General features: G+C 48.4%; 13 protein-coding genes. 8 read left to right on the top strand and 5 right to left on the bottom strand.

The window, feature by feature from the left end:
• Positions 1 to 19 precede the first annotated feature (19 nt).
• Positions 20 to 421 (top strand): biopolymer transporter ExbD, encoded by a 402-nt coding sequence (locus NIES2104_RS02965; RefSeq protein ID WP_058995598.1) that lies wholly within the window; start codon positions 20 to 22, stop codon positions 419 to 421.
• A gap of 401 nt (positions 422 to 822) precedes the next feature.
• On the opposite strand, the gene fabG is transcribed toward NIES2104_RS02965, so the two are convergent.
• On the bottom strand, positions 823 to 1,566 hold the full coding sequence (gene fabG / locus NIES2104_RS02970) for a 3-oxoacyl-[acyl-carrier-protein] reductase (protein WP_058995600.1): 744 nt from the start codon (positions 1,564 to 1,566) through the stop codon (positions 823 to 825).
• Positions 1,567 to 1,791: 225 nt separating this feature from the next.
• On the opposite strand from fabG, the gene NIES2104_RS02975 reads away from it, so the two are divergent.
• Positions 1,792 to 3,654, top strand: coding sequence for a hypothetical protein (locus NIES2104_RS02975; RefSeq protein ID WP_058995601.1), 1,863 nt, complete (start codon positions 1,792 to 1,794; stop codon positions 3,652 to 3,654).
• Here NIES2104_RS02975 and crtD read toward each other — a convergent pair.
• A complete protein-coding gene (crtD, locus tag NIES2104_RS02980; protein ID WP_058995603.1) occupies positions 3,643 to 5,148 on the bottom strand; it encodes a C-3',4' desaturase CrtD in 1,506 nt (501 codons plus the stop codon). The two genes, NIES2104_RS02975 and crtD, sit on opposite strands and share 12 nt — an antisense overlap.
• Before the next feature lie 156 nt (positions 5,149 to 5,304).
• Between crtD and NIES2104_RS02985 the strand changes: the two genes are divergently transcribed.
• Together NIES2104_RS02985 and NIES2104_RS02990 are read left to right on the top strand one after the other, a co-directional pair.
• Entirely contained in the window at positions 5,305 to 6,582 is a 1,278-nt protein-coding gene (locus tag NIES2104_RS02985) for a pitrilysin family protein (protein WP_058995605.1), read from the top strand.
• A 3-nt stretch (positions 6,583 to 6,585) separates the two neighbouring features.
• A complete protein-coding gene (locus NIES2104_RS02990; RefSeq protein ID WP_058995608.1) occupies positions 6,586 to 7,449 on the top strand; it encodes a fructosamine kinase family protein in 864 nt (287 codons plus the stop codon).
• Here the strand turns inward: NIES2104_RS02990 and NIES2104_RS02995 are convergent.
• Positions 7,438 to 7,728, bottom strand: a complete 291-nt coding sequence (locus NIES2104_RS02995; RefSeq protein WP_058995610.1) for a hypothetical protein — start codon at positions 7,726 to 7,728, stop codon at positions 7,438 to 7,440. The genes NIES2104_RS02990 and NIES2104_RS02995 overlap by 12 nt on opposite strands.
• Positions 7,729 to 7,869: 141 nt before the next feature.
• A complete protein-coding gene (locus tag NIES2104_RS03000; RefSeq protein ID WP_058995612.1) occupies positions 7,870 to 8,694 on the bottom strand; it encodes a hypothetical protein in 825 nt (274 codons plus the stop codon).
• Positions 8,695 to 9,056: 362 nt separating this feature from the next.
• Here NIES2104_RS03000 and ctpB point away from each other — a divergent pair, with 362 nt between their 5' ends.
• From ctpB to NIES2104_RS03020, 4 genes are all read left to right on the top strand, one after another.
• Entirely contained in the window at positions 9,057 to 10,379 is a 1,323-nt protein-coding gene (gene ctpB, locus NIES2104_RS03005; protein WP_058995614.1) for a carboxyl-terminal processing protease CtpB, read from the top strand.
• A 199-nt stretch (positions 10,380 to 10,578) separates the two neighbouring features.
• Positions 10,579 to 13,116: a nitrite reductase large subunit NirB gene (nirB, locus tag NIES2104_RS03010; protein ID WP_058995616.1), complete on the top strand. Its 2,538-nt coding sequence runs from the start codon at positions 10,579 to 10,581 to the stop codon at positions 13,114 to 13,116.
• A 138-nt stretch (positions 13,117 to 13,254) separates the two neighbouring features.
• A complete protein-coding gene (gene nirD, locus NIES2104_RS03015; protein ID WP_058995618.1) occupies positions 13,255 to 13,602 on the top strand; it encodes a nitrite reductase small subunit NirD in 348 nt (115 codons plus the stop codon).
• 57 nt (positions 13,603 to 13,659) lie between these two features.
• Positions 13,660 to 14,601 carry a DMT family transporter gene (locus tag NIES2104_RS03020; RefSeq protein ID WP_058995620.1) on the top strand — a complete coding sequence of 314 codons (942 nt, stop codon included), beginning with the start codon at positions 13,660 to 13,662 and terminating at the stop codon, positions 14,599 to 14,601.
• Between the two features lie 205 nt (positions 14,602 to 14,806).
• On the opposite strand, the gene NIES2104_RS03025 is transcribed toward NIES2104_RS03020, so the two are convergent.
• The gene (locus NIES2104_RS03025) at positions 14,807 to 15,244 is read right to left on the bottom strand and encodes an Rrf2 family transcriptional regulator (protein ID WP_058995622.1); all 438 of its coding nucleotides are present in this window, start codon (positions 15,242 to 15,244) and stop codon (positions 14,807 to 14,809) included.
• Positions 15,245 to 15,484: the final 240 nt, after the last annotated feature.

Raw genomic sequence — 15,484 nt, forward strand, 5'->3', positions numbered from 1 at the left:
TGTTTTAGGTTAAACTCCGATGCTATTTCCTGAAGAGAATGATACCCCGCCCACAATTAACATCGTTCCGATGATTGATGTGGTGTTCGCATTGCTTACCTTTTTTATTGTTTCCACACTGTTCTTAACGCGCTCTGAGGGGTTGCCTGTCAATCTCCCGCGTGCAGCCACCGCAAAGACTCAACAGCAAACGAGAATTGCGGTCAGCGTTCAGCCCAATGGTGCGATCGCGCTAAATAAGCGCCCTGTTCAACTCTCTGAACTAGAAATTGGAGTGAGAACTTTAGTTCAAGCCAATCAGCAAGCGGTCGTTGTGATCAATGCGGATGAGAAAGTGCAGCATGGTGAAATTGTCGCCGTGATGGATGAGATTCGGAAGATTGACGGCGTGAAAATGGCGATCGCGACCAAGAAGAAATAAGTAGATAGAATTTGGTTTAAGTGGTTTCGATGAGCCAAGAATCCTCATCCGCCATGCGGTGGGGAGTGTCAATCAGAATGGTTATAATCCGTTACTTTTCAAACGTTCTCTAAGTCCGCCGAGCGCGGACTTAGGTTGTATAGCCACGGCTTCTAAGAGGATGTTTGAAAAGTTGTCGTTCGTTGCAACTCCCGCCCTGAAATGAATTTCGGGCTAATCGACGAAAGTCCTTTGAAAAGGACTAAGAACCTGAAACAGTCTCCTAGTCTACTTCAGTAGACTTTCCACCATTAGCCCGAAATTCATTTCAGGGCGGGAGGTAAGCGAAGCGAAAAGACTTTTTATACTTTTCAAACACCCTCTAAGCGTTAGGGCGAAAGATCAGTGTCAATGGAATTGCTCTAAGCCATCACCATGCCACCATCAACATTCATCACTTGTCCGGTAATATATCCTGCTGCCGGAGAAGCTGCCAGAAAGCGAATCATTTCCGCCACTTCTTCAGGTTTACCGTACCGATTCAGCGGAATAAACTTGAGAATTTCATCTGCCTTCAAGTCATGAGTCATATCTGTTTCAATGAACCCAGGAGCAACCGCATTCACAGTAATTCCACGACTCGCTAACTCTTTCGCCACGGTTTTCGTAAATCCAATCACACCTGCTTTTGCAGCACTATAGTTCGCCTGTCCCGGATTGCCCATTTGACCTGCAACCGATGTGATATTAACAATCCGACCGCTGCGCTGTTTCAGCATAATCTTGCTCACAGCTCTGGTACAAAGAAACACGCCTGTCAAGTTCAAATCAATCACGGCTTGCCATTCTTCCGGTTTCATCCGTAAAAGTAATGTATCGCGAGTAATTCCCGCATTATTGACCAAGACATCAACTCTGCCGTACTTTGACATCGTGCCATCAATTAAGGCATCGACCTGATCGGCTTTAGACACATCGGCTTGAAGCGCGATCGCAGTTCCCCCATTTCCGGTAATCGTCGCAACCACGTCATCCGCCGCGCCGCTCGAACTCGCATAATTCACAACAACGGTCGCGCCTTCATTGGAAAGCGCCAACGCAGTCGCCCGCCCGATTCCCCGCGATGCTCCCGTGACGATCGCGACTTTTCCCTGTAGTTCGCCCATGAGTTCCCACCTGTGATAAATCTGCGGATCTGATCATATCGATATGGAGGGACGCAGATCCGCCAAATCTCGGTTTTTGCGCTCCCGGATTCGGAAATAATTTAGTGAAAAGATGATTAACTCGCTTAACTTGGGGTTATTTTTTTTCTCAATGGGGAGTAGGATGGCTTCTAGCGCGATCCCTCGAACTTCTCGATCGCTCTCTTTGCAGTTTCAAATTCACCTATGACCAGAGATCGCGGCATTCCTAATCGTCGGAACCGGAAATCACCCAGCAGATCGAGTCCTCCGATCGAGAAATCGTCTGCTCAAGCGGTGAAAGACCGTCCTCAACCCGAAGAAAAGTCCGATCGTATGGCGAATTTGCTCGATCGATTTCACAAGGCGCGAAAATGGCTGTTTAGCGATTGGAGAGCGTTAATTGCCTTATCGCTGGCAGTAACCGGAAGCGCAACTGCTCTTTCTTTAGCGTTTCTGTTCAAACTGCCCGCTGTTCCGAACTGTCCTTCGATTTTTTGGCCGCTTGCCTCAGCTTCTCTACGACTTCATTGCGCTGAAATCGCTGCCGGAAAACGCACGACGAGAGATTTATTAGAAGCGATCGAGCTTGTCAAAACGTTGCCGCCTGATCACCCGCTCTACGACGAAGCCAAACGCCTGATCGAACTTTGGGCACAAGAGATTCTTGATTTAGGTGAAGAAGCGTTCCAAGCTGGAAACCTGGATGAAGCCATTAACACCGCGAATAAAGTGCCGAAAGTTGGTAGTGCTCACGGTCAGGTTGAAGACAGAATCAAGCGGTGGAGAAGCATTTGGTCTTCGGCTGAATCGCTGTACCGCAAAGCAGAAGATGCCTTGAGAAAAGAGAATTGGCGATTGGCATTAACCGAAGCGGGGCGATTATTGTCGATCGATAACAAGTTCTGGCAAACCACGAAATACCAAGAACTCAGCACCAAAATCACCGCGACCCGCGAAGATATTACCAAAATTGCCAAAGCGAAGAACCTGATTGAGTCAGGCGGACTTCAAAATCTCGCAGAAGCGATCAAGCTCGTTTCTGCGATTAACAATCAGAGTTACGTCTACCAGAGAGGGCAAGAAGTTCTGGCAGATGCGGGTAAGAAAATGTTGGATCTCGCAGAAGCAGCCCTCGATCGCCGAGATTTGACCACTGCTTTAGATGTGATCAAACAGATTCCCGCTGCGGCGAATCTGCAAAAAGAAGTCGAAGATTTTGAAGTGTTGGCGAATGCAATGGGTCGCGTTTGGAATGGAGCACCCGAAGATTATGATGCTGCAATCGCTCAAGCTCAAAAAGTCGGCTCTGATCGCCCGTTCCACAACAAAGCGCAACAACTGATCGCCCGTTGGAGAACTGAAAAGGGCGAGATGGCGCAACTCGATCGCGCTCGTCAATTGGCGCAGTCGAATCGACCGGAAGATCTGCAAGCCGCGATCGATGCCGCTTCTCAGGTGTCGGATGCGAATCCGAAAGCGAAGGAAGCTCAGCAAATCGTCGATAAAATTACGGCAGACATTCAGAATCGAGAAGACCGACCGCTAATCGATCAAGCAGAGCAGATTGCAAATCGGGGCGATGCAAATTCGTTACAGCAAGCGATCGATTTACTCAACCGCATTTCATCTCGTCGCGCTCTCGGTGGAGAAGCCGTAGACAAACGGCGACAGTACGCAAGTCAGCTTCAATCGATTCGCGATCGAGAACGGGCATTAAACCAGCCTTCTCCTTCCCCTGATCCGACCGTTCAGAACCGCATTCAAGAAGCCGCTTCCGCTGAGCAGATTTTGCAGGATGCCAAAAATATCGCCAATGGGGGAACGGTTGATTCTGTCGCAGAAGCAATTCGTAAAGCGGATGGAGTCGCCCTTTCGAGTCCAATGCGACAAGAAGCGCAATCGTTGATGGATCAATGGAGCCAGCAGCTTTTACAAACAGCGATGTCACAGGCGAGTGCTGATCCGGGAAGAGCGATTGCGATCGCACAACAGGTTCCAATGGGTACGAACGCTTACGATCAAGCCCAATCGTTGATTCAACTCTGGCAACAAGGCTTAAGACGTTAAAGCCTCGATCTGACGCACTACGGTCAGAGCAGAATAACTCACACCTGCCGTTCCTTCTCCAGGATGCGTCGAATCCCCGACCAACCAGAGATTTTGTACCGGAGTTCGATTCGCAAATCCAAACGGTCCAAACGTCGGAATTCTCTGACCAATCCCACCCACGATTCCATCTGCTCGTGCGGTAAATCGCTGAAACGTTCTAGGAGTCGCCGACTCTTGATAAACGATCGTATCCGGGTTCAGCGTAAAATAGCGTCCGAGTTTGTCGATCGCTTCTATTGCATATTGCTCTTTTAGCGCTTCGTAATCTTCGGCGTTCTTCCACGCCCCGGTATCAGTGAACGATGAAGCGATGATCGTCGCTTTTCCGGCGGGAGCACGTCCGTCTCCTTCGTGACTGACTGAAACGAACAGCGAATTATTTTCACCGATCGGTCCTTCGTAATCGTAGAGAAACTGGAGATGCGGCGGGCAATCTTCGGGAATCGCAGATCGATCGACTCCTAGATAAATGACAAACGCTCCAGAAGAGGGCGGCAATTTATCAACGCGACGACGATAGCCTTTCGGGGCGGCATCTCCAAGGAGTTCGACCAAATTCTGCACCGTGACATTTGCCACTACATGATCTGCCGATTCAAACCAAGATTCGCCTGTTTTCTGATTCCGAATCGTTGCGCCCTTTGTGCGACCTGATTCGGTGTGAATCTGCTCAACCGTATGCCGCATCAAGAGTTTACCGTTATCGCGTTTGAGAGATTCAACTAATCGATCGCTCAAACTCTGCATACTGCCCTGCAAGTGAAACAATCCCTGGGGAGCCTGAGACACACTGAGTGCAGTCGCCGCATAGAGAAGAGCCGTTTCATCGGCATCGACTTGAGAATAAAGTTTCAGTTGCAGATCTAAGAAAGTTCGGAGTCGTCGATCGTTCCCTAATCCGTATCCCCGAAGCGCATCGCCCACGGTTGAAAACGTATGCGGCAAAGTCAGTAACGTATCTGGACGAACCGCTTTCGTCAGTTGCCACAAGTCCCAGACATTGCGAGGTGGCAGAACGGGATCACGTGACTGAAAAGCCCAACTGTGACGGAATAAATCATTGAGCAATTGCCAGAACGGTTCACTTCCGGGAAATTGTTTCTGACGTTCGGCTTTCCATTTTTCACGATCGTGCCAAACTCGAATCGGTTCGGTTTCACCAGGAAGAAAAACGGCACAGGCGGGATCACAATCGGTCGCAGCGGGCGGATCAATTTCTAACTCTGAAAAAATCCGATGATGAATCCCACCCGGTTCCAAGCCTGCAACCTGAGTCGCTCCCACATCGAACGTAAAGCCTTGGCGTTTAAATGTCGAAGCACAACCACCGGGAACGAGTGCCTGATCCAGCACTAAAACTTCATACCCCCGATGAGCCAGCAGCGCTGCCGCCGTCAAGCCACCGATTCCTGCACCGACCACGATCACTTTGCGGGTTGACTTGCTCTGCATCACTTAACATTTTTTAACGCTCTAGCTTCATTGTAGAGAATTGAGGAACCGAGCGGTTAAACCGAAAGAAGGGAGTTTTACGCGAATTCAGCAAATTTTAAGTGTGAATTACGACTTTGCAAACACTAAGATAGGTGAAGCACGTCACCCATTGCCATGACTTCAACGCTCATTCGATCGCCTAAACTCAATTCGCCAACTCTCCATCGTCTTGCCAATGGCTTGACGATCATTGCCGAACAGATTCCCGTCGATGCTGTCAATCTCAATGTCTGGCTCGATGTCGGATCAGCGGTGGAGTCAGATGCCATTAATGGCATGGCTCACTTCCTCGAACATATGGTGTTTAAGGGAACCGATCGACTCCAAAGCGGCGAATTTGAACAACAGATCGAACAGTGTGGAGCCGTGACGAATGCGGCAACCAGTCAGGACTACACGCACTATTACATTACGACGGCTCCTAAAGATTTTGCGACTCTAGCACCGCTGCAAATGGATGTCGTGTTGAATGCGCGAATTCCTCAAGATGGCTTTGAGCGAGAAAGATTTGTCGTGCTAGAAGAGATTCGACGATCGCAGGATAATCCCCGTCGCCGTACGTATCAGCACATGAGCGAGATGGCGTTTGAAACCTTGCCCTACCGCAGGCAAGTTTTAGGACCTGCTGCGGTAATTGAAAACCTCAGCGCTCAACAAATGCGAGATTTTCACGCAGGCTGGTATCATCCTCGATCAATGACTGCTGTTGCTGTCGGAAATTTACCCGTCGATGAACTGATTCGCATCGTCGAACAGAGCGTTTCTCACATTTCGCCGACGGTTGATAAGCCGCAAATCGAGAACCTGACAGCCGAGCAACCTTTTACCGAAATCATTAGGCATGAGCATGTTGATCCGAGTCTGACGCAAGCGAGATTAATGATGCTGTGGCGAGTTCCGGGACTGTCAGATTTACAGCAAACCTACGCGCTTGATGGATTAGCAAGCATTCTGGGACATGGACGCACCGCACGATTGGTAAAAGATTTGCGAGAAGAACGCGGCTTAGTGTCGAGCGTGTCTACCAGCAATATGACCTATCGCCATCAAGGAATTTTCTGTGTGTCGGCTCAGTTGCCTGTGCAAAATATTGATGCGGTCGAAGCTACGATCGTGGCTCATCTCCGATCCCTGCAAACGGAATTCGCGACCCAAGCGGAACTCGATCGCGTTCGTACTCAAGTCGCGAATCATTTCACGTTTGGAAATGAAACCCCTAGCGATCGTTCAGGGTTGTACGGCTACTATCAAACCTTAGTCGGCGATTTAGAGCCAGCGTTTAACTATCCGACTTACATTCAATCGCTGTCTGGATCTGATTTACAAAAAGCGGCTCAAACCTATTTGCCAACGGACGCTTACGGTTGCGTGATTGTGAAGCCGGGACAGTAAACCATGTGGACAGAAATCGACGCTCAGATTAGTCAGGCGATCGCTCAATCGTTTGAAAGTCGCGATCGACGTTCTGTCGGTGGCGGCTGCATTAATCAGGGTTATCGAGTTAGTGACGGGACTCAAACTTTTTTCGTGAAGCTCAATCGCGCTGATCAGATTGATATGTTTGAAGCGGAAGCGATCGGCTTACAACAGATGCGAGAAGCAGAGGTGATCCGAATTCCGAAACCGATTTGCACTGGAATTTCGGAAAATTCCGCTTACATCGTGTTGGAATGGCTCGATTTAGGCGGGGGAAATTCGCGATCGTGGGCAGAAATGGGAGGAAATCTCGCTCGAATGCACCAGTATGAGAAATCAACGGCATTCGGATGGGAACGGAATAATACGATCGGTTCGACTCCTCAAATCAATTCCTGGACATCGAACTGGACGGAATTTTTTACCCAGCATCGAATCGAATATCAACTCGAACTGGGAGCGCGGAACGGGGGACGGTTTCGGAATGGCGCAACGCTACTGGATCGGATTCCAGAATTACTGGCGGGACACGAACCAAAACCGTCGATCGTTCACGGTGATTTATGGTCAGGAAATGCGGCGGTAATGCAATCCGGGGAGCCTGTCATCTTTGATCCAGCAACGTATTGGGGCGATCGAGAAGTGGATTTAGCGATGACCGAATTGTTTGGGGGCTTTCCCGCTGAATTTTATCGAGGCTATGAAGCGATTCATCCGACTGATTCAGGCTACAAGCAACGAAAACCGCTCTACAACCTGTATCACATTCTGAATCACTTCAATTTGTTCGGGGGCGGCTACGAATCGCAAGCGAATCGCATGATTGATCGATTAATTCTGTGAACCGTTCATCTGTGGAATCGATTCGATCGGAGGGACAGATTCGATTTTTTCAATTTGAGCCACGTTCACTTCATCGGCTCTCACCGAAGTAGAATCACGTGAGGTGCTGCTGCCACCGGGAGACGGCATCCACCACGCGAGAACGCTCGTCACTCCACCCCAATACAGTGCACTTGATTGGCTATCGTTTGGATTCGACAGCTTAAACAGACAGAAACAAAGAATAATCGAGCTGAACGTAACCTGCATACTCAGACGAACTTTTTCTTGAGTCGGCATGTAGATGTCTCCTAGATGACACTGAATTTTGATTAGTATTCCCGCTTGCTTAAATTGTGGGTCACGGGTTTAGCGATCGACAGTACCCATCTAGGGAATTCCCCGGAAGGCTAAGATATCTCGAACGTGGAAAGTCACCTGTTACTTTTTAGAACGGGGTGCAGGTTGCTGTAAATTCCTGGGTGCGATAAAGACGGTTTCCCCTTTCTCGTTTTGTCGCTCGATCGCGCCCAGTTTTAACAACTCGCGTTTAGCGCGATCGCGAGTCGGTTTGTCTCCTGCCGCGATCGCATCCTGATAAACCGTTGACCAAGCTTGGAACCGCACCCAGCCAATCTCAGGATTCGTTCTCAAAAAGTCTGCGGTTTCCTGAAAATTCGGTGCAAACTGCTTGTACTCCTCAGATTGAGCCGCCCACTTCGCAGTCATGTCAAACGATCGAGCTGCCTCAGGCAAATTTCCCAATAGAAGAATCTGATCCATCGCTTTCCATCGCCAGACGGTGAAGGCTCTGGGGTGCATCTGAGGTGACAGGGCATCGGTTCCCCGTTTCATATATTCCAGCGCTAATTCTGGCTTACCCGTTTGATGCGAAACGGCTCCAGATAAGAAGAGATAGCTTTCGACAAATCGGGGATCGCGACGAGTAATGATATCGAAATACTTTGAACTGAGTGAAAATCCAGTCGCTTCACGGGCAGGTGTATCTCCGTAATACTGAATGAAATTGAGAAACGTCCAATTTGCCATTAGATTGTCAAATCCGAAACTGGGCAATCGGCTAAGAAGATTTAGGCGTAATCTTTCCTGTTCTTCTGCCTGTTGTGGCGTATCAAGAGAAATCGAAGGCTGTTTGAGACGATCGAACTGAATTGCGACCACTCCAGCGATCGCAATTCCTCCAATTACGCAGTGCCCAATAATACTTAAAACTTCCTTCCAAGTTCGTTTAATACTGACAACCACGACCCTGAACTCCTCAGTTTAAGAAAGCTTAATGAAACTCAGCCCGAAACCCTAGAACAATTTGCCAAAATTCCGCTAGATTGTCTTAAAGGTTGCAACTGCCCAACGGAAGCTAAGCCATATTAATCTGTATGGCTGGTTTTATACTCAGAGACACTTGATCAACTGTCCTAAAATTGTCACACCATCTGGAATTTCACTGTGTACCCTGTATCTAGACTTTTAGGGTTCCAGTAATTTCTCTCACTCCTTCATCTAATTTGCTGATTTAATCACTGGCAATTTAAATTCATCTGTGTCACCCTGTTTGCAGGTGTGATTTTTGATTTACGAACTGTCCACTCCTCGTTCCTCTACACTCAATGAATCGACCCACCCGACGTGTTTCGCTGCTCCAAGTTGCTCTCTGTAGTGGTGTCATTGCGGCGACCGCTACCGGAACTGTATTCACCGCCGATCGCTCTGTAAAAGCGGCTCTCCAAGACAGCCCGAAATCAGTTCTCGATGAGGCATGGCAAATCGTCAACCGCGAATACGTGGATGGCACTTTTAATAAAAATGATTGGCAAGCGGTCAGACAATCGCTGCTCGGTCGAGAATATCCTTCACGCCAACAGGCATATACTGCCCTGCGAGATGCTCTGAAGAAGCTGGATGATCCCTATACCCGCTTCATGGACCCGAAACAGTTTGAAGCCTTGACCAATCAGACTTCTGGCGAACTGTCTGGGGTTGGGATTCGCCTCGAACAAAATGAAAAAACGAAGGTTCTGACCGTCGTTGAACCGTTGGAAAATTCCCCAGCGATTCGAGCGGGGATCAAAACGGGCGATCGCGTTCTTTCGATTAACGGTCGTTCTACGAAAGGAATGAGCGTCGAAGATGCCTCGAATCTGATTCGCGGGGAAGCCGGAACGAAAGTCACGCTTCAAATCGGACGCGATGGCGCTACAAACTTTGATTTGCCACTGACTCGTGCCCGGATTGAACTGCAAGCGGTTCGATCCAGCGTCAAACAAGAAGGCAAGAACAAGATTGGCTACATTCGCTTATCAGAATTCAGCAGTCATGCGGCTGAGCAGATGGAGCGGGCGATTCGTAACCTGAACGATCAGAAAGTGGATGCGTTCGTGTTGGATCTGCGCGGAAATCCGGGCGGATTGCTGCAAGCGAGTATTGATATCAGCCGGATGTGGTTGGATCAAGGCGCGATCGTGAAAACTGTGAACCGTCAAGGTGTGGGCGACACGGCTTATGCACGTGGACGACAATTGACGAAATTACCAGTGGCAGTGATCGTCGATGGTCGATCGGCAAGTTCGAGTGAAATTCTCGCGGGTGCGCTGAAAGACAATAAGCGTGGCACGATTGTTGGCAGTCAAACCTTCGGAAAGGCATTAGTGCAATCGGTGCATTCGCTTTCGGATGGTTCGGGATTGGCAGTGACGATCGCGCACTACTACACACCGAATGGAACGGATATCAGCCACAAAGGAGTCACTCCCGATGTGAAAGTTGATTTGTCGGATGCTCAGCAGAAATTCTTGGCAACCAATCCCAAACTGATTGGTACGCCTCAAGATCCTCAGTATGCGCGGGCGTTGAATTTCTTGGAGCGGACAGCACTGGCAAAACCAGGAGCACAACAAGCTTCACAGCGATCGAATCCGGCAAATCGCGAGTAGTTTTTAGTGTTGGATGAAAGAATCGATCGTTCTTCGGAGCGATCGATTTTTTGTTGAACTTGAAAAGTTCTTTATCCAATGCGTAACCCGCATCGACATGATACGGTTCCCTCATTTTGAAAAAATTCTGTAACTAAAATTACAAAATGAACTGGGGGATCTCATAGGCTGAAACTGGCAACGCAGCAGACTAGCTTGTATGACGAAACAGAATTTAGTCGTGATCGGGAATGGGATGGTGGGTCACAAGTTCCTAGAGCGGATGATCGAGAACGAATCATCCGAGTGGAATTTGATCACGTTCTGCGAAGAATCGCGGATGGCTTACGATCGCGTTAATCTCAGCGGATTTTTTGCAGGGAAAACGGCGGACGATCTCTCGCTGGTCGAGTCAGATTTTTATGCAAAGCATGGCGTTCAGATCTATGTTGGAGATAAGGCTGTTGGGATCGATCGCGATCGCAAAACCGTCACTTCCGCCAATGGTGTCACTCTTCGTTATGACAAGCTCGTTCTTGCTACCGGATCGTTTCCATTTGTGCCGCCGATCCAAGGCAGGGAGACGGAAGGGACGTTCGTGTATCGCACCATTGATGATCTCGAAGCGATCGCAGCCTACGCCCAATCATGTCGAACTGGCGTGGTTGTTGGGGGCGGTCTGCTCGGATTGGAATGCGCGAATGCGTTGAAGAATTTAGGGCTAGAAACTCATGTGGTTGAGTTTATGCCCCGATTGATGCCCGTTCAGGTGGACGATGCGGGTGGGGCATTACTGAAGCAAAATATCGAAGCGATCGGCGTTTCGGTTCATACAAGCAAATCGACGACGGAAATTGTGAGCGAAAACGGGCGCGTCGATCGAATGCTGTTTGCAGATGGTACGGAACTGCACACAGACATGATCGTATTTTCGGCGGGGATTCGTCCGAGGGATGAAATGGCGCGATCGTGCGGTTTGTCGGTCGGTGAACGCGGTGGAATTGTCATTAACGAGAATTGCCAGACTTCGGACGCGGATATTTATGCGATCGGGGAATGTGCCCTCTATGAGAATCGCATCTATGGTTTAGTTGCTCCGGGTTATTCGATGGCGACTGTGGCAGCGGATCATCTTTGTAGTCTCCAGGGCAATCAGTTCACAGGCGCAGATATGTCTACAAAGCTCAAATTGTTGGGTGTAGATGTGGCGAGTTTTGGGGATGCGTTTGCGAAGACAGGGGGCGCGAAAGAAATTGCGATCGTCGATTCGGTTCAAGGCACTTACAAAAAGTTAGTGGTTGATCAAACCGGGAAGACGCTGCTTGGTGGAATCCTAGTCGGAGATGCTTCGGCATACGGCAATCTGGTTCAATTGATGCAGAATCAAATTACCTTGCCGCCGCATCCTGAAGATCTGATCATTCCGCCTCGAAGTGGTAGTGCTTCAGCGGTGATGGGAGTCGATAGCTTTCCTGATACGGCACAAATTTGCTCTTGTAACAATGTCACTAAAGCAGCGATTTGTGATGCCATTCAGAATCAAAATCTGACCGACATTGGTAGCTTGAAACAATGTACCAAAGCGGGAACAGGCTGCGGGGGCTGCGTTCCGTTAGTGACTGATTTGTTGAAATCAGAACTGAAAAAAGCGGGCATCGAAGTTAAAAATCATTTGTGTGAGCACTTCGCGTATTCACGTCAGGAACTTTATCATCTAGTGCGATCGCAGAGAATTCATACGTTTGCTGAGCTACTTCAGCAACATGGAACCGGTCAAGGATGCGAAATTTGTAAACCTGCGATCGGGTCAATTCTGGCATCGGCTTGGAATGATTACATTCTTGATCCCGCTCATACAGGTTTACAAGACACGAATGATGCTTTTCTCGCCAACATTCAGCGAGATGGAACTTACTCGGTTGTGCCGCGTGTTCCGGGTGGAGAACTGACACCCGATCAGTTAATTGCTCTCGGTCAAGTTGCCAAAGAGTTTGGACTCTACACCAAGATTACTGGCGGTCAGCGCGTCGATTTATTTGGAGCAAGAGTTGAACAGTTACCGCTGATTTGGAAACAGTTGATTGATGCGGGATTTGAATCGGGTCATGCTTACGGAAAAGCATTGAGAACCGTGAAATCTTGTGTTGGGAGTACTTGGTGCCGATTCGGGGTGCAAGATTCGACCAGTTTAGCGATCGAGGTGGAACTGCGCTATCGAGGCTTACGTGCTCCTCACAAGATTAAATCTGCGGTGTCCGGTTGTACTCGCGAATGTGCTGAAGCTCAGAGTAAAGACTTTGGTATTATTGCAACTGAGAAAGGCTGGAATTTGTATATCTGTGGCAATGGTGGCATGAAGCCGCAACATGCACAGTTACTGGCGGCAGATTTGGACAAAGAAACTTTGATTCGGTATATCGATCGCTTTTTAATGTTCTACATTCGCACAGCAAACCGCTTAGAACGAACTGCAACTTGGTTCAATAAGCTCGAAGGTGGAATGGACTATCTCAAGCAAGTGATCATCGAAGATTCACTCGGTATCTGTGCAGAGCTTGAGGCAGAAATGGTGCATCAAGTGAATACCTACGCTTGTGAGTGGAAAACGACAATCGAAGATCCCGCGAAAGTTCGTCGTTTCCGGCATTTTGTTAACTCAGATGACCCCGATCCGAACATTGTTCAAGTCGAAGAACGCGGACAACATCGCCCCATTTATGAACACGAGCGGCAACTGTTTTCGTTAACGCGATCGTAGTGCGGAGGTTTTGAACGTAGGAATCTCATCGTAATTGCAACACCCGCCCCGGAATAGAATCGCAGTCGAAGCAGTTTTAATTAGGCACCTCTAAGTCAATTTATTGCCTGCTCTTTAATCCTTCACTCCTACCCAACTATGCAATCTTCACAATCTCTTGCAACAACCTGGACTACTGTTTGCACCCTAGAAGACATCACTCCAAATACTGGAGTTTGCGCTCTAGTAAATGGGCAACAGGTCGCGATCTTTCGAGTGGGACAAGATCAACTTTATGCGATCGATAACTATGATCCGTTTAGTAAAGCGTATGTACTTTCTCGTGGAATCGTAGGCGATCGGAACGGTATTTCTAAAGTTGCTTCGCCGATTTACAAACAGAATTTCAACCTCAAAACAGGTGAATGTTTAGATGATCCTACGGTCACGATTCGCACTTTTGCGGTTCAGTTGGTCGAAGGTCAAGTTCAGGTTGGCTTAAGCTGATCGAAATTGCAGACTGTATACTTTGAGAAACGCGATCGCTCAAAACTCTCTCAAAGTATGACTCAGCCTTCAACCGACTCGATTCGATCTTCTTGGTTTCAAACTCTCAGCACTCGATCGATCCTCTCTGCTCTTGTTTTAGGGTCTGCCCTATGTGCATTAGCAAGTGGGTCGATTTTTATGAAAATTGCGACTCAAGAAATGAGCGCGAATCAGGTGGCATTCAGTCGAGTTTTGATTGCAGCGATCGTCTTTGGTGTTTGGAATAGTCTTCGATCGATAACCCATCAAGAGAAGCCAACGAGTGAAATCGGCTGGCGTGAAGTTGGATTGTTGACCGGAGCAGGAGCAAGCTTTGCGAGTTTTGTCGTGCTACTTGCTTGGTCGCTGGCTCATACTCAGGTGGCAAATGCAACCTTGCTCACTCACATGATGCCGATTTTTACGACGTTTGCAGGCTGGTTGTTTCTGGGACAGCGATTTAGTCGGCAGTTTTGGATTGGGTTAGTGATTGCATTGATGGGAGCGATCGCGATCGGAGTTGGTGACTTGAGCTTAGATAGCGAAACGATTTGGGGTGATGTTGCAGCACTCGGTTCAGCGGTGTTTATTGCAATCGAGCTTTTGATCGTGGAACAATTACGGTCGAAATTAGCAACTCCGGTGATTGCGATGAGTGAAAGTGCGATCGCGAGTCTTGTACTCTTGCCATTGGTGCTATGGAATGGTGCTGAAATTCTGCCACCCTCATTTGAAAGCGGGTTAGCTGTGTTAGCTGCTGCGTTGATTACTCAAGTGACAGGACATGGATTGTTAACGTATAGCTTGAAGCAATTTTCGGCGGGCTTAGTTTCGGTTGCATTGTTAGCAGTGCCGATGATTGCAGCAGGATTAGCGATGGTGCTGTTTGGGCAAATGATTCAGTGGGGAAATGCGATCGCGTTTCTCGTCGTGCTGATTGGAATTTATCTCACTGTCTCGGCTCCGAAGAATGCTTAGAGGGTATTTGAAAAGTCCTCGTTCGTTGCAGCGACCCGCCCTGAAATGAATTTCGGGCTAATCGGCGCAAGTCCATTTCAATGGACTAAGAAGCTGAAACTGGCTCCCAGTCTACTTCAGTAGACTTTCCACGGTTAGCCCGAAATTCATTTCAGGGTGAGAGGCAATCGAAGCGAAAAGACCTCTTATACTTCTCAAACACCTCTTAAATGTAATACATCGTCACAGGCTGTTCTAGATAGTTCCGCTTCTCTAAAAGGTCTTGCAGACTATTTTTCTCCAAAACATCATCCGCTGCTTTCTTCACCGTCTGCCAAACCGTAGAAATCGCTTGAACTGAAACTGATTCACCCTCATCACTGTTTTCTGATGAATCGCCGCCTTCCATACAGTTCACAATCTCTAGAAGCGTAATTTTCCACGGGGGACGAGAGAGAAGATAGCCCCCTTTTTTGCCGCGCTCACTCGAAATTAGCCCCCCACGCCTGAGCGTCGCCAGCAATTGTTCTAAATAGCGATCGGGAATATTTTGCAACGCCGCAATCTGACGAATCTGAAGCGTTTCGCCACTGTCATAGATGGAAGCGAGTTCCAACATCGCCATCAACGCATATTTGGTTCGACCGGAGAGTTCTAGGAGCATAGCGGAAATCCAGAAAACCGATTTGGGGCAGGAAGGGATGCAATCGCTCTGTTTATCGATCGAGTTATCGAGTTTTCCTCAAGATACTGGCTCTAAACCATAAGTTCAAATAGTATTGATTTTCAATTGCATCACCTTAGTTTATTATGCACCCGCATGGTTCACTCTGGGCGGAGCAATGGTCTAAAGAGCAACAGACAAGCATTCAAGCTACATACAAAAAATCGCTTGCATAAACCG

The sequence above is a fragment of the Leptolyngbya sp. NIES-2104 genome (assembly GCF_001485215.1).
Classification (GTDB): Bacteria; Cyanobacteriota; Cyanobacteriia; order Leptolyngbyales; family Leptolyngbyaceae; genus Leptolyngbya.

Excerpts from the sequence above, each read along its gene's own strand:
- NIES2104_RS02965 (WP_058995598.1), top strand. The coding sequence starts at position 20 with ATGCTATTTCCTGAAGAGAATGATACCCCGCCCACAATTAACATCGTT.
- fabG (WP_058995600.1), bottom strand. The coding sequence starts at position 1,566 with ATGGGCGAACTACAGGGAAAAGTCGCGATCGTCACGGGAGCATCGCGG.
- NIES2104_RS02975 (WP_058995601.1), top strand. The coding sequence starts at position 1,792 with ATGACCAGAGATCGCGGCATTCCTAATCGTCGGAACCGGAAATCACCC.
- crtD (WP_058995603.1), bottom strand. The coding sequence starts at position 5,148 with ATGCAGAGCAAGTCAACCCGCAAAGTGATCGTGGTCGGTGCAGGAATC.
- NIES2104_RS02985 (WP_058995605.1), top strand. The coding sequence starts at position 5,305 with ATGACTTCAACGCTCATTCGATCGCCTAAACTCAATTCGCCAACTCTC.
- NIES2104_RS02990 (WP_058995608.1), top strand. The coding sequence starts at position 6,586 with ATGTGGACAGAAATCGACGCTCAGATTAGTCAGGCGATCGCTCAATCG.
- NIES2104_RS02995 (WP_058995610.1), bottom strand. The coding sequence starts at position 7,728 with ATGCCGACTCAAGAAAAAGTTCGTCTGAGTATGCAGGTTACGTTCAGC.
- ctpB (WP_058995614.1), top strand. The coding sequence starts at position 9,057 with ATGAATCGACCCACCCGACGTGTTTCGCTGCTCCAAGTTGCTCTCTGT.
- nirB (WP_058995616.1), top strand. The coding sequence starts at position 10,579 with ATGACGAAACAGAATTTAGTCGTGATCGGGAATGGGATGGTGGGTCAC.
- nirD (WP_058995618.1), top strand. The coding sequence starts at position 13,255 with ATGCAATCTTCACAATCTCTTGCAACAACCTGGACTACTGTTTGCACC.
- NIES2104_RS03020 (WP_058995620.1), top strand. The coding sequence starts at position 13,660 with ATGACTCAGCCTTCAACCGACTCGATTCGATCTTCTTGGTTTCAAACT.
- NIES2104_RS03025 (WP_058995622.1), bottom strand. The coding sequence starts at position 15,244 with ATGCTCCTAGAACTCTCCGGTCGAACCAAATATGCGTTGATGGCGATG.